Origin of the sequence: Variovorax glacialis, from assembly GCF_051216375.1 — a bacterium.
GTDB lineage: Bacteria > Pseudomonadota > Gammaproteobacteria > Burkholderiales > Burkholderiaceae_C > Variovorax.
Genome location: NZ_JBPJZT010000006.1, coordinates 225,399 through 242,946, shown reverse-complemented (window position 1 = coordinate 242,946; position 17,548 = coordinate 225,399). Strand labels below are relative to the sequence as shown.

At 66.4% G+C, this 17,548-nt stretch carries 16 protein-coding genes; 3 read left to right on the top strand and 13 right to left on the bottom strand.

All coding sequences use genetic code 11. From position 1 onward, the window contains the following. Positions 1 to 43 precede the first annotated feature (43 nt). The 10 genes from ACSFBL_RS18050 to ACSFBL_RS18005 form a co-directional block, all read right to left on the bottom strand. Positions 44 to 775 (bottom strand): aspartate/glutamate racemase family protein, encoded by a 732-nt coding sequence (locus ACSFBL_RS18050; protein ID WP_435517169.1) that lies wholly within the window; start codon positions 773 to 775, stop codon positions 44 to 46. Then, positions 775 to 1,665 carry an ABC transporter permease gene (locus tag ACSFBL_RS18045; protein ID WP_435517168.1) on the bottom strand — a complete coding sequence of 297 codons (891 nt, stop codon included), beginning with the start codon at positions 1,663 to 1,665 and terminating at the stop codon, positions 775 to 777. Before ACSFBL_RS18045 ends, ACSFBL_RS18050 begins: the two co-directional genes overlap by 1 nt. After that, positions 1,662 to 2,579: an ABC transporter permease gene (locus ACSFBL_RS18040; RefSeq protein WP_435517167.1), complete on the bottom strand. Its 918-nt coding sequence runs from the start codon at positions 2,577 to 2,579 to the stop codon at positions 1,662 to 1,664. The genes ACSFBL_RS18045 and ACSFBL_RS18040 overlap by 4 nt, the downstream gene beginning before the upstream one ends. Before the next feature lie 137 nt (positions 2,580 to 2,716). Then, complete coding sequence (locus ACSFBL_RS18035) at positions 2,717 to 3,988, bottom strand: ABC transporter substrate-binding protein (RefSeq protein WP_435517166.1); 1,272 nt, start codon at positions 3,986 to 3,988, stop codon at positions 2,717 to 2,719. Positions 3,989 to 4,065: 77 nt separating this feature from the next. Next, positions 4,066 to 5,178 carry an ABC transporter ATP-binding protein gene (locus tag ACSFBL_RS18030; protein WP_435517165.1) on the bottom strand — a complete coding sequence of 371 codons (1,113 nt, stop codon included), beginning with the start codon at positions 5,176 to 5,178 and terminating at the stop codon, positions 4,066 to 4,068. Between the two features lie 87 nt (positions 5,179 to 5,265). Beyond that, positions 5,266 to 6,543, bottom strand: coding sequence for a biosynthetic peptidoglycan transglycosylase (locus tag ACSFBL_RS18025; protein WP_435517164.1), 1,278 nt, complete (start codon positions 6,541 to 6,543; stop codon positions 5,266 to 5,268). Between the two features lie 7 nt (positions 6,544 to 6,550). Further along, positions 6,551 to 7,123 (bottom strand): hypothetical protein, encoded by a 573-nt coding sequence (locus tag ACSFBL_RS18020; protein WP_435517163.1) that lies wholly within the window; start codon positions 7,121 to 7,123, stop codon positions 6,551 to 6,553. Further along, positions 7,104 to 7,898, bottom strand: coding sequence for an exosortase Q (gene xrtQ / locus ACSFBL_RS18015; RefSeq protein WP_435517162.1), 795 nt, complete (start codon positions 7,896 to 7,898; stop codon positions 7,104 to 7,106). The genes ACSFBL_RS18020 and xrtQ overlap by 20 nt, the downstream gene beginning before the upstream one ends. After that, positions 7,838 to 8,035, bottom strand: a complete 198-nt coding sequence (locus ACSFBL_RS18010; protein ID WP_435517161.1) for a hypothetical protein — start codon at positions 8,033 to 8,035, stop codon at positions 7,838 to 7,840. The genes xrtQ and ACSFBL_RS18010 overlap by 61 nt, the downstream gene beginning before the upstream one ends. Positions 8,036 to 8,047: 12 nt before the next feature. Next, positions 8,048 to 10,114, bottom strand: a complete 2,067-nt coding sequence (locus tag ACSFBL_RS18005) for a VIT and vWA domain-containing protein (protein WP_435517160.1) — start codon at positions 10,112 to 10,114, stop codon at positions 8,048 to 8,050. A 326-nt stretch (positions 10,115 to 10,440) separates the two neighbouring features. Between ACSFBL_RS18005 and ACSFBL_RS18000 the strand changes: the two genes are divergently transcribed. Both ACSFBL_RS18000 and ACSFBL_RS17995 read left to right on the top strand, forming a co-directional pair. Further along, complete coding sequence (locus ACSFBL_RS18000; RefSeq protein ID WP_435517159.1) at positions 10,441 to 12,825, top strand: penicillin-binding protein 1A; 2,385 nt, start codon at positions 10,441 to 10,443, stop codon at positions 12,823 to 12,825. 64 nt (positions 12,826 to 12,889) lie between these two features. Next, positions 12,890 to 13,495 (top strand): hypothetical protein, encoded by a 606-nt coding sequence (locus tag ACSFBL_RS17995; protein WP_435517158.1) that lies wholly within the window; start codon positions 12,890 to 12,892, stop codon positions 13,493 to 13,495. On the opposite strand, the gene creC is transcribed toward ACSFBL_RS17995, so the two are convergent. Together creC and creB are read right to left on the bottom strand one after the other, a co-directional pair. After that, on the bottom strand, positions 13,489 to 14,928 hold the full coding sequence (gene creC / locus ACSFBL_RS17990; RefSeq protein WP_435517157.1) for a two-component system sensor histidine kinase CreC: 1,440 nt from the start codon (positions 14,926 to 14,928) through the stop codon (positions 13,489 to 13,491). The genes ACSFBL_RS17995 and creC overlap by 7 nt on opposite strands. Further along, complete coding sequence (creB, locus tag ACSFBL_RS17985; protein WP_435517156.1) at positions 14,925 to 15,656, bottom strand: two-component system response regulator CreB; 732 nt, start codon at positions 15,654 to 15,656, stop codon at positions 14,925 to 14,927. The genes creC and creB overlap by 4 nt, the downstream gene beginning before the upstream one ends. 78 nt (positions 15,657 to 15,734) lie before the next feature. Between creB and ACSFBL_RS17980 the strand changes: the two genes are divergently transcribed. Continuing rightward, positions 15,735 to 16,691 (top strand): YcjF family protein, encoded by a 957-nt coding sequence (locus ACSFBL_RS17980; protein WP_435517155.1) that lies wholly within the window; start codon positions 15,735 to 15,737, stop codon positions 16,689 to 16,691. A gap of 21 nt (positions 16,692 to 16,712) precedes the next feature. On the opposite strand, the gene ACSFBL_RS17975 is transcribed toward ACSFBL_RS17980, so the two are convergent. Next, complete coding sequence (locus tag ACSFBL_RS17975) at positions 16,713 to 17,483, bottom strand: TIGR04325 family methyltransferase (RefSeq protein ID WP_435517154.1); 771 nt, start codon at positions 17,481 to 17,483, stop codon at positions 16,713 to 16,715. Between the last annotated feature and the right edge of the window lie 65 nt (positions 17,484 to 17,548).

Sequence of the window (17,548 nt, the reverse complement as noted above, 5' to 3'; positions counted from 1 at the left end):
AGGGGGCGCCGGTTTCCTGGCTGGGCGCGGGATGCGGGTGCCTTCAGCCCAGCGCTTCGAGTTCCCACGAGACGTTCTGCCACGCCACGCCGAAGCCCTTTGCGGCAGACGGTGCCGGCGCCCGCCGGATCGCATCCGCGGCCCACTCGGCGCCTGCGCTCACGCTGTCGATCAGCGGCACCGGCACTCTGTCGGCAATGTCGGCCGCCATGCCGGCCAGGCCTGCGCCACCGAGGATCACGGCATCCGCTTCGAAGCGGATCGCAGCCTCGCGGCATGCCTCGGCCAGCAGGGTGCGAGCGCCTTGCGGATCGGCGGCGAGTTGCGCGCCCGTCGGCGCCACGGTGTGGATGCCCGCGAGCGAGGAAGCCTGCCCGAGCGACCATGCGAGCCGTTCGAGCATCGGCCGCCAGGCCTCGCCGCCCGTCACGATGGCGAAGCGGCCGTGCTTGCTCGCAGACAGGAAGGCCGCCTCCGCCAATCCGCTGACCGGTACGCCGGCGCCCGCGCGCAGCGCGAAGAGACCCGGGTCGCCGAAGCAGCCGATCAGGATGGCGTCTGGCCGTTCGCCATGCGCATGCGCCGCGGCCCAGGCATCCAGCGTTGCGTGCTGTGCGACGGCGTAGCTGGCCTCGCAGGCAATGTACGACGCGCCGAAACGCGCGGTGACGACACGCACCTGCAAGGCGTCCCCCGCCTGAGCCTGCAAGTGCCGTTGCAGCAACTCGCTGACCGAGGCCGAGGTGTTGGGGTTGATGACGAGCAGGCAAGCCATCAGCGACGTTGCGTGGACCGCCTGCGCAACAGGGCCGCGGAACCGAGCGCGAGGGCCATCACCGCGAAGGACACGACGGTGGTCACCGTGCCGAGTGCGTAGATGGATGGCGTGGTCACGGTCGATGTCAGGCCCTGCAGTTCGAGCGGCAGGGTGTTGACGTCGCCGATGGCTTGCGAGGTGCGCGCGATCTCGTCCCAGCTCAGCGTGAAGCCGAACATGCCGATACCGACGATGGACGGGCCGATCAGCGGCAGGACCACGTGGCAGAAGCTCTGCCAGGGCGTCGCACCGAGGTCGCGGGCGGCTTCCTCGTAGGCCGGGTTGAAGCGGTTGAACACCGCGAACATGATCAGCAGGCCGAAGGGCAGCGTCCACGTCAGGTGGGCACCGAGTGCGGACGTCAGCAGTCCGAGGGCGGTTCCGTAGTTCTCGAGCGTGCTGGTTGCGTCCATGGCGGTGAGCGCACTCTTGATGCCGCCATCGAGCAGCCGGAACTGCAGGCCGATGCCGAGCGACACGATGATCGACGGCATGATGAGACTCGCGACCGTGATGAAGAACAGGGCGTTGCCACCCTTGAGCCGCTTGCGGAACGCGAGGCCTGCGAGGACCGACAGCACGACGGTGAAGAGCATCACCACCGCGCCGAGCATCAGCGAGCGCCGGAACGCGGCACCGATGTCGACGGTCCCGAGGCCCTCGGCGAGCTTGTGGAACCAGTGCAGCGAGACACCCCGCAGCGGAAAGGTCAGGCCCCCCTCCGGACCCTGGAAGCTGAGCACGAAGATCGTGATCATCGGCCCGTAGAGAAACAGCACGAAGAGCGAGAAGACGATGGCCAGCGGCCAGAAGCCTGCCGAACGCCGTTCGCCGATGCGGTTGCTCATAGTTCCTTCCGGATGTCCACGAGCCGGGTCAGGCCCCAGATGATCATCAGCACCACGGCCAGCAGGATCATCGCGTTAGCCGCCGCGAGCGGGAACTGCAGGTACGAGGTCTGCACCTGGATGATCTTGCCGATGGAAGCGATCTGCTGGCCGCCCATCACGCCAATGGTGACGAAGTCGCCCATGACGATGGTGATGACGAAGATCGATCCGATCAGGATGCCGGTGCGCGACAGCGGCACGATCACGTTCCACAGCGTCTGCCAGCCCGATGCGCCGGAGTCGCTCGCGGCTTCGAGCAGGGAGCGGTCGATGCGCATCATCGAGTTGAAGATCGGCACGATCATGAACATCGTGTAGAGATGCACGAAGGCGAGCACCACCGAGAAGTCGGAGAACAGCAGCCACTCGACGGGCGAGTCGATCAGACCCATGCCCATCAGGCCCTGATTCACGAGGCCGTTGCGCCCGAGCAGCGGCACCCACGAGATCATGCGGATCACGTTCGAGGTCCAGAAGGGCACCGTGCACAGCACGAAGAGTAATGTCTGGATGCCCGGCGAGCGCACATGGAACGCGAGGAAATAGGCCACCGAGAAGCCGACCACGAGCGTGATGGCCCAGACCAGCACGCAGAACTTCAGCGTGCTGATGTAGGTGGACAGCGTGACGCAGAAGTCCCCGTTGTCCGTGAGGTGCGAGCAGCCCTCGAAGATGCTCAGGTAGTTGCGTGGCGACAGCGCGGGGATGAGCTCGTACTCGTTGAAGTTCCACAGGCTGACCATCGCGATCAGCGCCAGCGGAATCAGGAAGAACAGCAGGAACACCAGCGCAAACGGCGCCGCCTGCCACCACGCGCCGATGGTGCGGGTGGCGGAAGCGGCCTTGGTCGTTGCGATGGTGACAGCGTTCATGTCGAAGTTCTTGCCCCCCAAGGCGAGCCCGCGATGCCTGTCCAAAGGACACCGCGGAACCGGCTTCGCCGGGCCGCCGGTGTCGCCCCCTCACAGGGGGTAGGCGAAGCGCAGCGCAGCCTGGGGGTCAGCCTTGTTCAGGCAGCCACAAACTCGTTCCACTTTCTGACCATGTATTCGTTCTCGTCCATGACCGCATTCCAGCAGGCGATGCCGCCCATGCGCTCCTCGTAGCTGCCACCGTCGCGCACAGCGCCGGCCTTGGCGATGACGTCGCCTTGCGGGCTCTTGATGTCCTGCGTCGCGGGCTTGCCTTCCATCCAGTAGGCCCACTCGTAGGGCTCCATCTTGGCCTTGGCGGTTTCCAGCACGGCGCTGTAGTAGCCCTGGCGATTGAGGTACGCACCCGCCCAGCCGTCGAGGAACCAATTGATGAACTCGTAGGCGCCGTCGAGCTTCTTGCCCGACAGCGTGGCCGGCAGGCCGAAGCCCGAGGCCCAGGCGCGATAGCCTTCCTTCAGCGGCTGGAAGGTGCAGGCGATGCCCTTGCTGCGCACGGCCGTCACGGCAGGCGACCACATCGACTGGATCACTACTTCGCCGGAGGACATCAGGTTGACGGATTCGTTGAAGTCCTTCCACAGCGCGCGGAACTGGCCCGCCTTCTTGGCCTCGATCAGCGTCTTGATCGTGAGGTCGATCTCCGCCTTCGTCATGTTGCCCTTGTCGGCGTACTTGTGGATGCCCTTCGACTCCACCACCATCGCGGCGTCCATGATGCCGATCGACGGAATGTTCAGGATCGCGGCCTTGCCCTTGAACTCGGGGTTCAGCAGCTCGGCCCACGAGCCGATCGGGCGCTTGATGAGGTCCGGGCGGATGCCTAGCGTGTCGGCGTTGTAGGTCGTCGGAATCAGCGACATGAACTGCGTTGGCGACTTGGAGAAGGCCTTGCTCTTCTCGCCTTCGAGGAAGATCACCTTGATCGGCGCCGTGCCCTGGTCGCCCACCTTCTTGCCCGCGACCTCGCCCTTGGTGAAGAGCGTGGTGATCTTGTCCGCGTTCTTCACGCGCTTGGTGTCGATGCCCTTGAGGTTGCCGGTGGGGACGATCTTCTTGAGGGAGAAATACTCTGTGTCGATCAGGTCGAAGCTGTTCGGCGCGGTGACGGCACGCTTGGTGACGTCGTCGGTCGTGACGGCCACGTACTGGATCTCGATGCCGGTGTCGGCCTTGAACTTCTCTGCGATGGCCTTGTCCTGGTTGACCGCGGTGCCGAGGTAGCGCAGCACGATCTTTTCCTGTGCGTGAATCGCGGGGAACACGCCCGTCGCCAGGATGCCCGCGGTGCCCTGCAGCAGGGTGCGGCGCTGCACGCCGGTGGATGACGTTTCGGTTTTTTTGGACATGGCAGGTCTCCTGGGAGGCAGTGATGAAGAAAGGGTGGAAAGGAAAAGCGAAAGACGGGGAGGACGCACGGCCGTGTTCAGGCCGCCATCGCTGCCAGCGCGGCCAGTGGCTCATGGCGCGGGGGCGGCGTGCCGTTCGTCGTGCCGGAGGGCCGCGCGGCGCCCGGTCCGAGCTTGCGCGCATCGGCTTCGGCCCAGGTCAGGCGCACGCTGTCGCCGACCTGGTAGGTGCGCGTGACGAAGGCCTTTTCGGACAGCAGCACCGACACGCTGCTGTGCTCCGGCCGGACGCCGGTGAGGCGGAGGCCGAGCAGCACGTAGGTGCCCTGGTATTCGACGTCGGTCACGTGGGCCGGAACACCGACTTCGCCGACCGCACCCGTGGCCGGGACAATCTGCATGTGGTCGTTGCGCACCGCGATCAGCGCGTCGTGCACCGCGAACACGTTGTGGCCGCCCATGAAGCGCGCGACAAACTCGCTGGAGGGGTGGTTGTAGACCTCGTGGGGCGAACCGACCTGCTCGATCAGCCCGTGGTTCATCACCACCATCGTGTCGGCGAGCGCCATCGCCTCTTCCTGCGAATGCGTGACGTGGATGAAGGTCAGCCCCAGTTCCTTCTGCCAGCGGCGCAGTTCGGCGCGCATCTGGATACGCAGGAAGGGGTCGAGGGCGGAGAGCGGTTCGTCGAGCAGCAGCACGCGCGGCTCCGTGATGAGGGCGCGCGCCAGCGCGACACGCTGCTGTTGGCCGCCGGAGAGCTCGCCGGGCTTGCGCTCGGCCAGGTGCCCCATCGCGACGCGCTCGAGCAGGTTCCTGGCGCGCTTGTGGCGTTCGCTCTTCGACACGCCCTTCATCTTGAGGCTGAAGGCGACGTTGTCGAGCGCCGACAGGTGCGGGAACAGCGCGAAGCTCTGGAACATCATCGCCGTACCGCGCGCCGCAGCGGGGAGGTTGGTGATGTTGCGGTTGTCGAGCAGGATGTCCCCGCCGGACACCGATTCGTGCCCCGCCACCATGCGCAGCGTCGTGCTCTTGCCGCAGCCGGAGGGGCCGAGCAGGCAGCAGTAGCTGCCGCTGGCGATCCGCAGGTCGATCTGGTCGACGGCGGGCGGCGCACCGGCTGCGTAGCACTTGCTCAGTGCGACGATTTCAACAGCTGCGGGCGGAAGGGCGGTGACAGCATCCATTGACGCTGCTGGTGCAAGACATGTGCCAGCGATCCCGGGAGATTCCGGCCCATCGATGCGCCGATTTGGTGCGGCTGGCCAGCCGCTTCAGGGTGGTGCGAAGCGCGCGGTGGCGAGGTTCCGAAGCAGGGCATCGCGCTGCGGCTTGGTGATGCCGCGGACGCCTTCGGCGATGTTCTTCGTCCGGGCGGCGTCGATGCTGCCGTCGCGCTGCCATTTCTCGACCGCGGCCGTCGGGTTGTGCAGCATGGCGGCGAGCCAGACGGCCTGGGCCGGTTCGAGGTTGCGGGCGCTGCGCTTGAAGTAGCGGCGCGCCGCGGACTCGGCGCCGCACAGGTTGCTGCCCCAGGGTGCGTTGTCCAGATAGAGCTGGAGGATGCGCGCCTTGCCCAGCGTCTCTTCCATCTCGACCCCGTAGAGCAGTTCGCGCAGCTTGCGGTGGGCGCTGCGCTCGTCGCCGGTCACGAGCAGCTTGGCGAGCTGCTGGGTGAGGGTGCTGGCGCCGCGTTCCACCTGGGCCGCCTTCTGGTTGCTCTCCAGCGCCGGCATGAGTTCGGCCAGGTCGTAGCCCGGATGGGTGAAGAAGCGCTGGTCTTCCGCCGCGATGACCGAACGGGCGAGCCAGCTGTCGTTCGTGAGCCGGCTTGGTGCGCCGCAACTGGTGCGTGCGTTGACCATCGCCTCGGTGCCGAGTCCTTCGACGGTGAACTGCGTGACCCGGGGCTGGAGCGAAAAGGTGCCGGCAGGCAGCGCAACCTGTGCGTGCAGCCCGAAGGTGCCGCCGATCCGGGCGCGCTGCAGTTCTGGGAGGTCGGGCGCAAGGACCGCGTACCAGCCGGTGACGGGCGCATCCGTGACGTTGATGTCGAGCAGCAGGGTCTTCTGCGTGAGTCGGCCGTCCCAGCGGGCATGCAGGACGCCATCGGCCGTGCTGTTCGCGGCTGGGGCCGGGCCGGGAGGCCAGGCGTCCAGGGTGCCGCCCAGCGTGGCGCCGTCGCGACGCACTGTGGCGCGCAGGCGCTCGAGCCGGATGGGCGCCTCGCCCAGCGCCGGCACCGTCGCGGTGCAGGGCGCACATTGCAGCTCCAGCGTGCCAGTAGGTTCGTTCCATCCGAAAAGGATGGGGCCGAAGTCGGTGTTGACGGTCCGCCCTGCCAGCCAGGGCGCGAACCACGAGGAGGTGGCGAGCCGGATGGCGGTCGGCACGCCGATGTCGACGGAGACCGGCCCGGCCTTGACGCGAGCCGGCCACTCGTCGTGTCCGGGCGCAAGGGCCAGCTTGACGATCAGGTACGCGGCGACGCCCGCCGTCAGCACCAGGGCCAGGGTCGCAAGAAGCAGGTAAAGCAGCGCTTTTTTCAGCAAATCTCTCTCACTCGATCCGTCTCGCCAGGGTCACAGCTTGCCATGGTCCGGTCGACCGGCCGCTGGCGGCGGCCCAGTACCAGGCTGAAGTGTCGGTGAAAGCGACGCCTTGGGCATCGACGATCCGCTCGCAGACCTGCATTTTCTGAGTGCCGCGGCGTTCGGCGACGAAACAGCGCCACAGTCGGGCGTGGACGTCACGTTCAAGGCGCGCCTGGGCGATGCCGTAGCCGAGTGCGCGGTAGCAATCGGCGGCGGGGTGAAGCATGCGTGTCGGCGTGTGGACCTGGCGCAGCACCAGCATGTTCTCGCCATCGGTCATGCGGGCGATCGCGCCGGGAAACTGCTGCGCGAAGCGCTGCTCGACTTCGCTGAGGGCGAGGGGGCGCACCGGCACGCCGTCCCACTCGCTCGGCCATTCCTCGAACACCGCCGCGGCGGCAGGGGCCGCTGGCCGATGCAAGGCGAAAGCGGCCGACCAGATCACGCAGAGCAGCATGACGATTGCGAAAGCCGCCTTGTGCCCGATGCGGTTGACGAAGCGGTTGGCGAGCCATCGGTCAAGGAGCTGTTTCGGCATGGTGGCCTCCAGTGGAAGTGATCATGCCGGGGATGGCGTCGTTGCCAGCGCCTCGCCGGGTCGTCCTGCCGTGGGCCATGACCCGGGCGATGCCGCCGCAGACCAGTGCAAGCAGCACGAGACCGAGTGCGTCGTGCAGCCACGGCGGCGGGGCGTGCCCTGCGGCTTCGAGGGCGACCAGCACGCTATTGCGCGCGATGTTGCCGGCCAGCACGAGCAGGCCGACGACCGGCAGGCGTGCGAGGAAGCCACGGTCATTGCGTGCCGCCCAGAGTGCCACGACGCAGGCCGTGAAGTACCCGAGCCAAGCCATCTGCACGCCGGAGCAGGGCGCATCGACGATGACCAGGCGCCCATCGACCAGCAGGCTGCTGCCCTCGCGCGCGACGCTGAACCCGGGCGCGAGCAGCCAGTGGCTGGCTTCGGCAGTGATCACGCGCAGCGGATAGCCCGCGTAGAACTGGAGCGAGGACAGCAGCGGCAACGCCAGCACGGCGAGAGCGACGACGGGCAGCGCTGCAACGCGCCGAGGAAGGAAGGCGAGCAGGCCACAGGCGAAGGCCAAGACTGCCAGCAGGCTTGACGCCAAGGGCGGCAGGCCCGCCAGCGGGCCGATGCCCGTGCGCAGCATCGTTGCAACGAGGGTGCCGCAGGTGGCCAGCGCCAGCCAGCCCAAGCGTGGCGCGGGGCGCAGTTCGTGCCGCAAGGTCCACGTCAGCACTGCCAGGGCAGCGACCGCGAGGAGGCCGAGCGGATCGTCGGACCCGTCACGCATGCGCTGGGCATCCAGGTCCATACGGGCGTGAACGCGGCGGCTTGCAATGCGAGCCATCCGGCGGCCGGCGCGCGGTCGAGATGAATGCCCCAGTCGATGATCCGGGGATGCGTACAAGCGAGGCGAGCGAGCGTCATGGCAGTGCCTCCTTAGGACGTGAAGCGCCGTGCATCGGTGCGACGCACGCGACGCCGCAGCATCGCCAGCATGGACAACACCACCGCGATCGCTCCCAGCATCTCGGGCTCCGGCGTGCTCGGCACTTCGGCGCCAAGGCTCTGGCCCACGGCCAGCTCACTCACGCCCTTGGGCAGCGGCACGGGCTGGTCGACGCCGATGCTGTTCTGCGGCGCCACGTTGCGAACCACCTGGTCCACGGCGATGAAGCTCGTGTATTGCGTGAGCAGGCCGTAGCGAAGGCCGAGGTCGGTGATGCGCTGCCTCAGTGTGTCGCCGCCTTCCAGCGTCTCCTGGTCGCCCAGACTCGCGATGCGGTGGCGTGCCCACAGGCTGCGCAGTGCGGCCGCGTCCTGGCGCGTGTGCGCGTCGACCTTGAGTTCCTGACGGTAGGCGCCTTCTGCGCCGCGCCCTTCGATGACCACGCGGCCCTTGGCCTCGCCCCGCCACTTGCCGAACACGATCACCGGCCGCTCGCCGAGCACGTCGGGGAGCGCGGCGGGTTCCACGTCGTAGACATCGAGTCCTTCGAAGCGGGCCTTCACGCTGGTGAGCACCGGCGACTCGATCATGCGGCGGAAGCGCGCCGCCTGTTCGGGCGCCTGCACGGGGTCGGTGATGATGAAGGGCTCGCCCATGCCGGCGCGGGCGATGCCCTCCATCAGGTGCCGGTTGACCGACGAGCCGATGCCGAAGGCGAAGACGTTGGCCTTGGAGAGGTTCTTGCGCACCAGTTCGAAGGCCTCGCGCTCCACCGTGACATAGCCGTCGGTCACCACCACGATCGTGCGCGAGACCTCATCGGACTTGGGTTCGGCGTAGGCGCGCTTCAGGGCCGGGATCAGCTCCGTGCTGCCGCCGCCGTTGTAGTTGCGAAGGGTGGCGAGCGCCTGCTCGATGTTCGCGCGCGTCGCGGGCACGGAGTGCGGCGACAGCATCCGGTTGCTGCCCGAGAACAGCAGCACGTTGAAGGTGTCGCTGGGGCGCAATCCGCCGATCAGCCGCTCCAGCACGACCTTCGCGGTGTCGAGCGGAAAGCCGTGCATCGAGCCCGAGATGTCCACCACGAAGATGTAGTCGCGTGGCGAGATGGCGCTCGCGGCCACCGAGCGGGGCGGCTCGACCATCGCGAGGAAGAAGTTCTCGGCCTTGTCCCCCTGGCCCTTGTAGAGCATCAGTCCCGACTCGATGCGTTCGCCCGCGAGCCGGTAGTCGAGGACGAAGTCGCGGTTGTCGGCGGGCTCGCTGCCGCGGGCCAGCGCGATGTCCGCGTGTTCGTCGCCATCGCGTTTGTGGACGTCGATGGCGTGCGTGAGGGATCGGACTTCCTTGATGCCCAGCGGCGTGTCAAGTGCGACCTTGAGATCGAAGCGCGTGTTCGGCGCGACGTCTGCGCGAAGCACCGGCTGCGCCACCCAGGGCGCTTGCGCGTTCTGCGATTGCGGACTGTTGTAGCGCGGTCCCACCGCCATCGGAAAGACGAACTGGTAGTTGCCGCCTTGGGGAACCAGCAGTTCGGTGTAGCGCAGCGACACCTTGACCTCATCGCCCGGCAGGATGTTCGCGACGTTCATCTGGAACACGTTGGGCAGGTGCTGTTCGAGCAATGCGGCCGTCTTTCCTTCCTTCTTCGCGGTGTCGTATTCGATGCGGGCCTGCTGCTTCTCGCGGATCTGCGCGGTGATGAGCCGGTCGCCGAGCCGGACGTTGAGGCCGCCGACCGCCGCCCTGGTGGAGCCCGGGAACACGTACCGCGCCTCGATTGCGCGTCGCCCCTCGTTGCGATAGGTCTGCGTGACGGTGACGTCCGCGATCACGCCCGAGATCTTCACGTCGACCTCGGTGCCCTTGAGCGGGAGACGATCGGTTTCGGGGTCGTCGCTCTTCACGAAGAAATACGGGCTCTCGGTCTTCAGCCGCGGGCCCGGCGCGTCCTGCGCGTGCACGGGCCGGGCGACCAGCATGACGAAGCAGGTGGACGCGAGGCCGAGCGTGGTGAGCCAGAGCCAGCGGCCGGGGCGGGGTATGGAGCTTTCCATCACTTGGGTCCTTGTCCCTCGAAGGGTGTCGTGCAACGGTGCACGGGAGCCAATGTCGTGGTCTGCCGAGAAGGCAATTGGAAGCCTGTTCGAAGCTTCCGGCGTTGTGTGAAGTCTGTGTGAAGTCATGTCCAGGGAGGACTTCACACTGGCTTCGGTTCGCTGCCGGAGTATTAGGGCTTCATCCCTTATGCCAGTTCGATGGGGAACTCGATAACTCCGGCCGGCTCCTACCGCGGTCGACGGCGCTATCCAATCGATAGCAGCTCATGCCCATCTGTCATGAGGTTTTTCTCATTTCCACCCGCGTCGACGTCTCTTCTGCCATGTCCAAAACATCACCTTCAAGCGAGCCGGCGCGCACGGACCGGTCGAATCGTCTTCGGCGCATTGCGCTGTTGGGCGCCGGGGTCGCCGCGGCGGGCGCGCTCGTCCTGCTGATCGCGGCCGGCATCGCCGCAGTCACCATCTATCCCAAGCTGCCGAACGTTTCCGATCTCGCCGACTATCGGCCCAAGCTGCCGTTACGGGTGTATTCGGCCGAAGGCAGTCTGCTGGGGGAGTTCGGCGAAGAGCGGCGCAATCTCACGCCCTTCGCGGCCATTCCAAAGGTCATGAAGGATGCCGTCCTCGCCGTCGAGGATGCACGCTTCTACGACCACGGCGGCGTCGACTACAAGGGCTTCGTGCGCGCCGCCGCGGCGAGCTTCAAGGGCGGAAGGCAACAGGGCGCCTCCACGATCACGATGCAGGTGGCGCGCAACGTCTACCTCAGTTCCGAGCGGACGCTCAGCCGCAAGACGTACGAGATCCTGCTGGCGCTGCGGCTCGAGCAAGAACTCACCAAGGACCAGATCCTCGAGATCTACCTGAACCAGATCTACCTGGGCAATCGCGCCTATGGTTTCGCGGCAGCTTCCGAAACCTACTTCGGCAAGCCCATTCAGAACCTCACGATCGCCGAAGCCGCCATGCTGGCCGGCCTGCCCAAGGCACCGGGCACCAACAACCCGGTGAGCAATCCGCGCCGCGCACGTGCACGCCAGCTCTACGTGATCGACCGCATGCAGGAGACCGGCTTCATCACCGCCGAGCAGGCTGACGAGGCGAAGAAGGAAGAACTGCACCTGCGCGATGCAGCCGATCCGGATCGCCTGCATGCGGAATACGTGGCCGAGACGGTTCGGCAGATGATGCATGCGCAGTACGGCGACAGCATTTATACGAGCGGCCTCAAGGTCTACACGACGCTGGTCGCGGCCGATCAGGCGGCGGCCTACAAGTCGCTGCGCAAGGGCATCATGGACTACGAGCGCCGGCAGGCCTATCGCGGTCCCGAGCAGTTCGTCGACCTGCCCACCGATCCGAAGGAACTCGACGACGCGGTGGACGAGGCGTTGTCCAGTCACCCCGACAACGGCGACGTGATCTCGGTCGTGGTGCTCCAGGCGAGCAACAAGGAGGTGGTCGCGGTTCGTGCCAACGGAGAGACGCTGCAGATCAACGGTGACGGCTTGAAGCCTGCGCAGTCGGGGCTCTCGGAGAAGGCGGCGCCTGCCATCCGAATCCGCCGCGGTGCGGTGATCCGGGTTGCGAAGACACCGAAGAACACCTGGGAGATCACGCAGCTGCCTGAAGTGGAAGCGGCCTTCGTCGGCCTGGATCCACGGACGGGCGCCATCAAGGCGCTGGTGGGCGGCTTCGACTACGGTAAGAACAAGTTCAACCATGTCACGCAGGCATGGCGGCAGCCGGGCTCGAGCTTCAAGCCCTTCATCTATTCGGCGGCGCTGGAGAAGGGCTTCACGCCGAGCACGGTCGTCAACGATGCACCGCTGTATTTCGAAGCCGGGGCTGGCGGCCAGGCCTGGGAGCCGAAGAACTACGACGGCACCTACGACGGCCCGATGTCGCTGCGTCGTGCACTTCAGCAGTCGAAGAACCTGGTCACCATCCGCGTGCTGCAGTCGATCGGTGCGCCCTACGCGCAGGACTGGATCACCCGATTCGGCTTCGACCGCGACAAGCATCCGGCGAACCTGCCCATGGCACTCGGTGCGGGCTCGGTCACGCCGATGCAGATGGCGGCTGCTTACTCGGTGTTCGCCAACGGCGGCTATCGCGTCACCCCCTATCTCGTCACGCGCGTCACGGACATGAAGGACAAGGTTCTGCTCGAGACCGAGCCGCCGGTGCTCGACGAGGAGCGGCGCGCCATTCCGGAACGCAATGCCTTCGTCATGAGTTCGCTGTTGCAGAGCGTGGTCAATGGCGGCACTGCGATCAAGGCGCGCCAGGCGCTCAAGCGGGACGACCTTTATGGGAAGACCGGCACGACCAACGATTCCTTCGACACCTGGTTCGCGGGCTTCCAGCCGACGATGGTCGGCGTCGCCTGGGTGGGCTACGACACGCCGCGCCAACTCGGCGTCCGTGGCGAAACCGGCGGCAGCCTGAGCCTGCCAATCTGGACGGGCTACATGCAGACGGCGCTCAAGGGCGTGCCCGTCAGCGAGCCGTCGGTGCCGGGTGGCTTGCTTCGCGTCGACGGCGACTGGTATTTCGACGACTACGCACCGGGCCGCGCCGTGGCCAGCCTGGGCATGGACACCACTGCGCCGCTGCCGCCGGTCGAGGACCTGGCGGGCCCACAGGTGGGCCCCCCGGCCGCGCCCGAGGAGCGCAGCCGCATCCTCGACTTCTTCAGGTAGAGGCCATCCCGGACGAGGAAGGCCGGGGTATCTACACTCCACATCCCCTTCCTCGAACGCCGTCATGGAATCTCTTACCCTGGTGGCGCTGATCGTCATCGGCGCCTATCTCCTCAAGTCCCGCGACCAGAAGCAGCGCATCGCGCTGCTCGCGAGCCATCTGGGCAATTACCAGATCGAGAAGCTGATGGAGAACCTCACCGAAGGCTACCTGCGCTGTCTTGGCGAAGACGACCGCGAACGCCGCGAGCAGATCTGGGCCTTGCTGGACACCACAGAGGAGAAGCTCTCGGCGCAGTTCGACGCCTTTGCTGCCGAGTTCGAGCGTGTCGACGAATCGGAAGCGCGCGTGAGCAAGTTCCCGGTGGCGATCCCCTATGCGGATCGGCTGCTTCCAGGCGCCTCCTTCGACCTGCGCAAGGCCTTCGCCATTCACGCGCGCGGCATCTCCGAAGTCATGAAGAACGGCGCCGGCCGCAGCGCCAAGGCCAAGGCTTTCACGATGTCCGCCGAGCTCTTCCTGATGCAGCACACCTGCCACTGGTTCTGCAAGTCCAAGACGGTCGCATCGGCGCGGATGCTCGCGCGGCACAAGACGTCCTACCAACAGGTGGTCGATGCGGTCAGTCCTGAAACGCGCAACGCCTATCGCGCCCTGATCGGTCAGTGACTCGACAGCAGCGGCAGCGTGAGCGTCGCGAGGGCGCCGCCGCGTGGTGCGTTCGCCAGCTCGATGCGGCCGCGATGCAAGGTCGCGATCTCCTTCACGAAGGCGAGGCCGAGGCCGGTGCTCTTCTTCTGGTTGTGCGGCCGGGCGAGCGAATAGAACTTCTCGAACACCTTGTCCTTCGCGTAGTCGGGAATGCCCTTGCCGCGATCACGCACGCTGATCCTGGCCTGGCGTGAACTGGTTTCGAGCGCGAGCAGGACTTCGGCGCCGGAGGGCGAGAAGTCGATGGCGTTGTCGAGCAGATTGCTGACCGCGCGGCGCAGCAGGAAGGGGTCGCCCTCGACACGCGCTTCGGCGTGGATCGCCACATTGATATGGATGTCCCGCGCCGCCGCTGCGGCCTGTGCGCCGCCGGCAACGTCCTGAAGCAGCGGCGCCAGCGCGACCACTTCGGAGCACTCCAGCGCGCGCCGCGTCTCGAGCGCGGTGAGCTCCATCATGCGGTCGACGATCTCCTGGATGCGCTGCGTCTCGTGCGCGATGTTGGCGAGGAAGCGCTCGCGCTCCGCCTGCGGCATCGAGGGTTCCTGGATGAGCTCGGCCGCACCACGGATCGCCGACAGTGGGCTCTTGATCTCGTGCGTGAAGGTCTGCACGTAGTCGGCGACGTAGTTGCGTCCGGTGAACGCGTCGCGCATCTCGTGCACGCCGCTGCGCAGCGTGTCGAAGGCCCGACGCACCATGCGCGACAGGCTCAGATTGCGTTGGCTCCGCATCCAGCCGAAGTAGTCGGAAATCAGTCCGAAGGGCCGCACGAGCCAGATGGACACGATGATCGCCAGCACCAGCAGCGCGAAGGCGGAGCCGACGCCGACCGCCAGCGTGCGGGCACGCGCATCCTGAACGAACTGGCCAAAGCTCTGCACTGGTTTGCCGACGCTGACCATGCCGACGATTTCGTTGTCCCAGCGCACGGGTGCGCCGACGTACATCACGGACGTCATCGGGTCGCCCGCGATGTCGCGCGAAGTCCGCGCTCCGTACACGCCGGCCAGCGAGCGGCTGACGTCGCTGCGCTGCGAGAAGTCGGCGCCGGTGCTGCGACCCAGCGAGTCGAAGAGCACATGGCCGTTGCGGTCCGTGACGTAGACGCGCAGCTCGACATGGCTCTTGTGCAGGTTGTAGATCTGCGCGGAGAACTGGCGTGCATAGACGGAGCGGAACAGCGGCTCCAGCCGCGCCGTGTTGATCGCGCCGGCGATCACGTCCTGCTCGATCAGGCTGGCGAGCAGTTGCGAGGTCTCCACCAGCGATTCCTCGGCCGATTCACGGTAGCGCGGATCGATGTCCGCAACCACGCGATACAGCAGGAACGCGATACCCGCCGTGTAGATCAGCAGGATGCCGATGAAGATGCGCGTTCTTCGGGTCACACGCTCGGCGGCAGCTCTTCGTTGAGTGCGTAGCCGGTGCCGCGAAGCGTGCGGATCGGCTCGACGTCGGGCGCGACCGCCTTGAGCTTCGCGCGCAACGTCTTGATGTGGGCGTCCACCGTGCGATCGAAACTGTCGCTTGCTTCGTCCCACACCTGGCCGAGGAGCTCGTCGCGCGTGAACACGCGGCCAGGGCGCTGGACCATCAGGCGCAGCAGCCCGTATTCGTAGCGCGAGAGTTCGAGCAGGCGGCCGTAGTAGCGGATCTGCATGCGGTCGACGTCGAGGGCGAAGGGCGCGGGCGGCGGGGTGCTGGCGGGGCTTTGCGTCGATGGGCCCTGCTGCGTGCGTGCGCTGCGCCGCAGGATCGTTCGGACGCGGGCCACGAGTTCGCGCGGCGAGAAGGGCTTGGCGATGTAGTCGTCCGCGCCGAGTTCGAGGCCGACGACGCGATCGATCTCATCGCTGCGCGCGGTGAGGAACAGCATCGGCACTTCGGCACCGCCTGGAAGTTTCTGCAGACGCTTGAACAGCTCGAAGCCATTCATGTCCGGCAGCCCGACGTCGAGAATTGCGAGCGCAGGCGGCTCGGCGGCGAACTGCGCGATCGCCTCTTCGGCGGTCGGGCACCACACGGGGACGAAGCCGTCGGTCCGCAGCACGTACTGCAGGGTGTCGGCGATGCCGGATTCGTCTTCGGCGATGAGGATCCGCGGGTGAGCAGGCATGGCCCGGATGGTAGCGGGCCGGAACCTTTGCGACGTGCGGGAAACGAACGAAGCCGATCATTCAGGAGGACAGTCTTCATGAGCCCATCCGAAACCAGGTCCATCGTTACGCTGAGCCTGCTGGCCGCCTTCGTCGACGGCGAGAAGCACGAGCGGGAGCGCGCCGAGATCAAGCGCATCGCAGAGGGCCTCTCGCAAGCGGACGGCGTCCACCTTCCGACGCTTTACCAGGACGTCCTGATGAAGCAAGTGGGCCTCGCCGACGTGACAGCGCAGCTGCAGGGCGAAGACGCCCGGCAACTGGCCTACGAGATGGCGGTGTGCGTGTGCGATGCCGACGGAACCCAGTCCGAAGCCGAGCGCAAGTTCCTGGCGGAGGTCCGCACCGCGCTCCGGCTCGACACGCCAGCCGCACAGCAGTTCGAGAAGGACGCGGAAGCGATCGCCGCCGTGCAGCTGACCCCGGCTGCGGTCCCGTCGCCCGCGCCCGCCGGCGGTCCGAAGGCTGCTTCCACGGTGCCCGATGCGGAGCTCGACCAGGCCATCCTCAACGCGGCCATCCTGAACGGCGCACTCGAACTGCTGCCCGAGACGCTGTCGACGATGGCGATCATTCCCCTGCAGATGAAGCTGGTCTATCGCATCGGGCAGGCCTATGGCTATCAGCTCGACAGCGGCCACGTGAAGGACTTTCTCGCCACGGTGGGCGTGGGTCTCACGTCCCAATATCTCGAACAGGCCGGCCGGAAACTGCTCGGCGGCTTGCTGGGCAAGGTCGGGGGCGGCCTGCTGCGCGGCGTCGGCAAGCAGGCCGTGAGTTCGGGCATGAGCTTCGCCACGACCTATGCGCTGGGCCACGTGGCGAAACGCTACTACGCGGGCGGCCGCACGCTGTCGACGCAGATGCTGAAGGACGCCTATGCGAACGTCACGCAGGAGGCACAGGGGCTTCAGTCGCGCTACCTGCCGGCCATGCAGGACAAGGCCCGCACGCTCGATGCGGGGAAGATCCTGTCGATGGTGCGCGGCGTTTAACTGTGCGCTAGCTGCCGCTGCTCAGTGAAGATCGAAGCAGCAGCCCGCATAGAAGGCCTTATCGCCACCTTCCACGAAAGGCACTTCGATCGGCTTGCCTTCGTTGCGCCACGCGTCGCGTCGCTTGTAGCCGGACGCCGCCAGGTCCGCCAATAGCTCGTCGTGATGCTGTATCCGGTAAGGACACACCGCGAATCCGATGCTGTTGAGCGTGTAGAGCGTCCGCTCCTCATGAACCGCCGCCGTGTTGATCACGATGCGCCTGGGCTTGACGGGTAGCTGCGCGATGATTTCCGACATGCGCAAGGGAAGGTATTGCAGGCTGCCTGATGCGTAGAGCACGTCAAAGCCGCTGGCATCGCGGAAGTCGGTGGTGAAGCCCAATTGGTCGGTCGCTTCCCGCTGGACGGCCAAATCCTGACCGGTCTTCACGACGCCTGGCACGTCGCAGACCTTCCAACGCAGGTCTGCCGGAAAAGGCAACACGCGGCGGAACGCGTAGTACTTGATCCCCACATGCCCGCCCAGGTCGAACACGCTGCGCATCCCTTCGTCCAGGGCGCGACTCAGCCAGAACAGGCCGGGATAGTCGTAGAAATAAAGCTGATGGCTGTAGAGGGCCTTGGCCGCCTCGGCGTTGTCGTAGCCGATCGCCTTGGAGGGCGGCGCGCCGGCTTCGGCTGCGGCGAAGCTCTCGAAGGAGCCCATGAAGAGGTTCTCTTCACGGTTCTCCAGAAACTTGCGGCGGTAGGCCGCTTCCCGGACGGAGGATGGCAGCAGACTCGACAGCATGGGACCCCTTTGGTGTCATTGTGAAATGCCGTACGCATTTTGCACTTTGAAACACAAAGTATTCA

Bases quoted from the DNA above. Each gene is read 5' to 3' on its own strand.
- ACSFBL_RS18050 (WP_435517169.1), bottom strand. From the start codon at position 775: ATGGCTTGCCTGCTCGTCATCAACCCCAACACCTCGGCCTCGGTCAGC.
- ACSFBL_RS18045 (WP_435517168.1), bottom strand. From the start codon at position 1,665: ATGAGCAACCGCATCGGCGAACGGCGTTCGGCAGGCTTCTGGCCGCTG.
- ACSFBL_RS18040 (WP_435517167.1), bottom strand. From the start codon at position 2,579: ATGAACGCTGTCACCATCGCAACGACCAAGGCCGCTTCCGCCACCCGC.
- ACSFBL_RS18035 (WP_435517166.1), bottom strand. From the start codon at position 3,988: ATGTCCAAAAAAACCGAAACGTCATCCACCGGCGTGCAGCGCCGCACC.
- ACSFBL_RS18030 (WP_435517165.1), bottom strand. From the start codon at position 5,178: ATGGATGCTGTCACCGCCCTTCCGCCCGCAGCTGTTGAAATCGTCGCA.
- ACSFBL_RS18020 (WP_435517163.1), bottom strand. From the start codon at position 7,123: ATGCCGAAACAGCTCCTTGACCGATGGCTCGCCAACCGCTTCGTCAAC.
- xrtQ (WP_435517162.1), bottom strand. From the start codon at position 7,898: ATGCGTGACGGGTCCGACGATCCGCTCGGCCTCCTCGCGGTCGCTGCC.
- ACSFBL_RS18010 (WP_435517161.1), bottom strand. From the start codon at position 8,035: ATGACGCTCGCTCGCCTCGCTTGTACGCATCCCCGGATCATCGACTGG.
- ACSFBL_RS18005 (WP_435517160.1), bottom strand. From the start codon at position 10,114: ATGGAAAGCTCCATACCCCGCCCCGGCCGCTGGCTCTGGCTCACCACG.
- ACSFBL_RS18000 (WP_435517159.1), top strand. From the start codon at position 10,441: ATGTCCAAAACATCACCTTCAAGCGAGCCGGCGCGCACGGACCGGTCG.
- ACSFBL_RS17995 (WP_435517158.1), top strand. From the start codon at position 12,890: ATGGAATCTCTTACCCTGGTGGCGCTGATCGTCATCGGCGCCTATCTC.
- creB (WP_435517156.1), bottom strand. From the start codon at position 15,656: ATGCCTGCTCACCCGCGGATCCTCATCGCCGAAGACGAATCCGGCATC.
- ACSFBL_RS17980 (WP_435517155.1), top strand. From the start codon at position 15,735: ATGAGCCCATCCGAAACCAGGTCCATCGTTACGCTGAGCCTGCTGGCC.
- ACSFBL_RS17975 (WP_435517154.1), bottom strand. From the start codon at position 17,483: ATGCTGTCGAGTCTGCTGCCATCCTCCGTCCGGGAAGCGGCCTACCGC.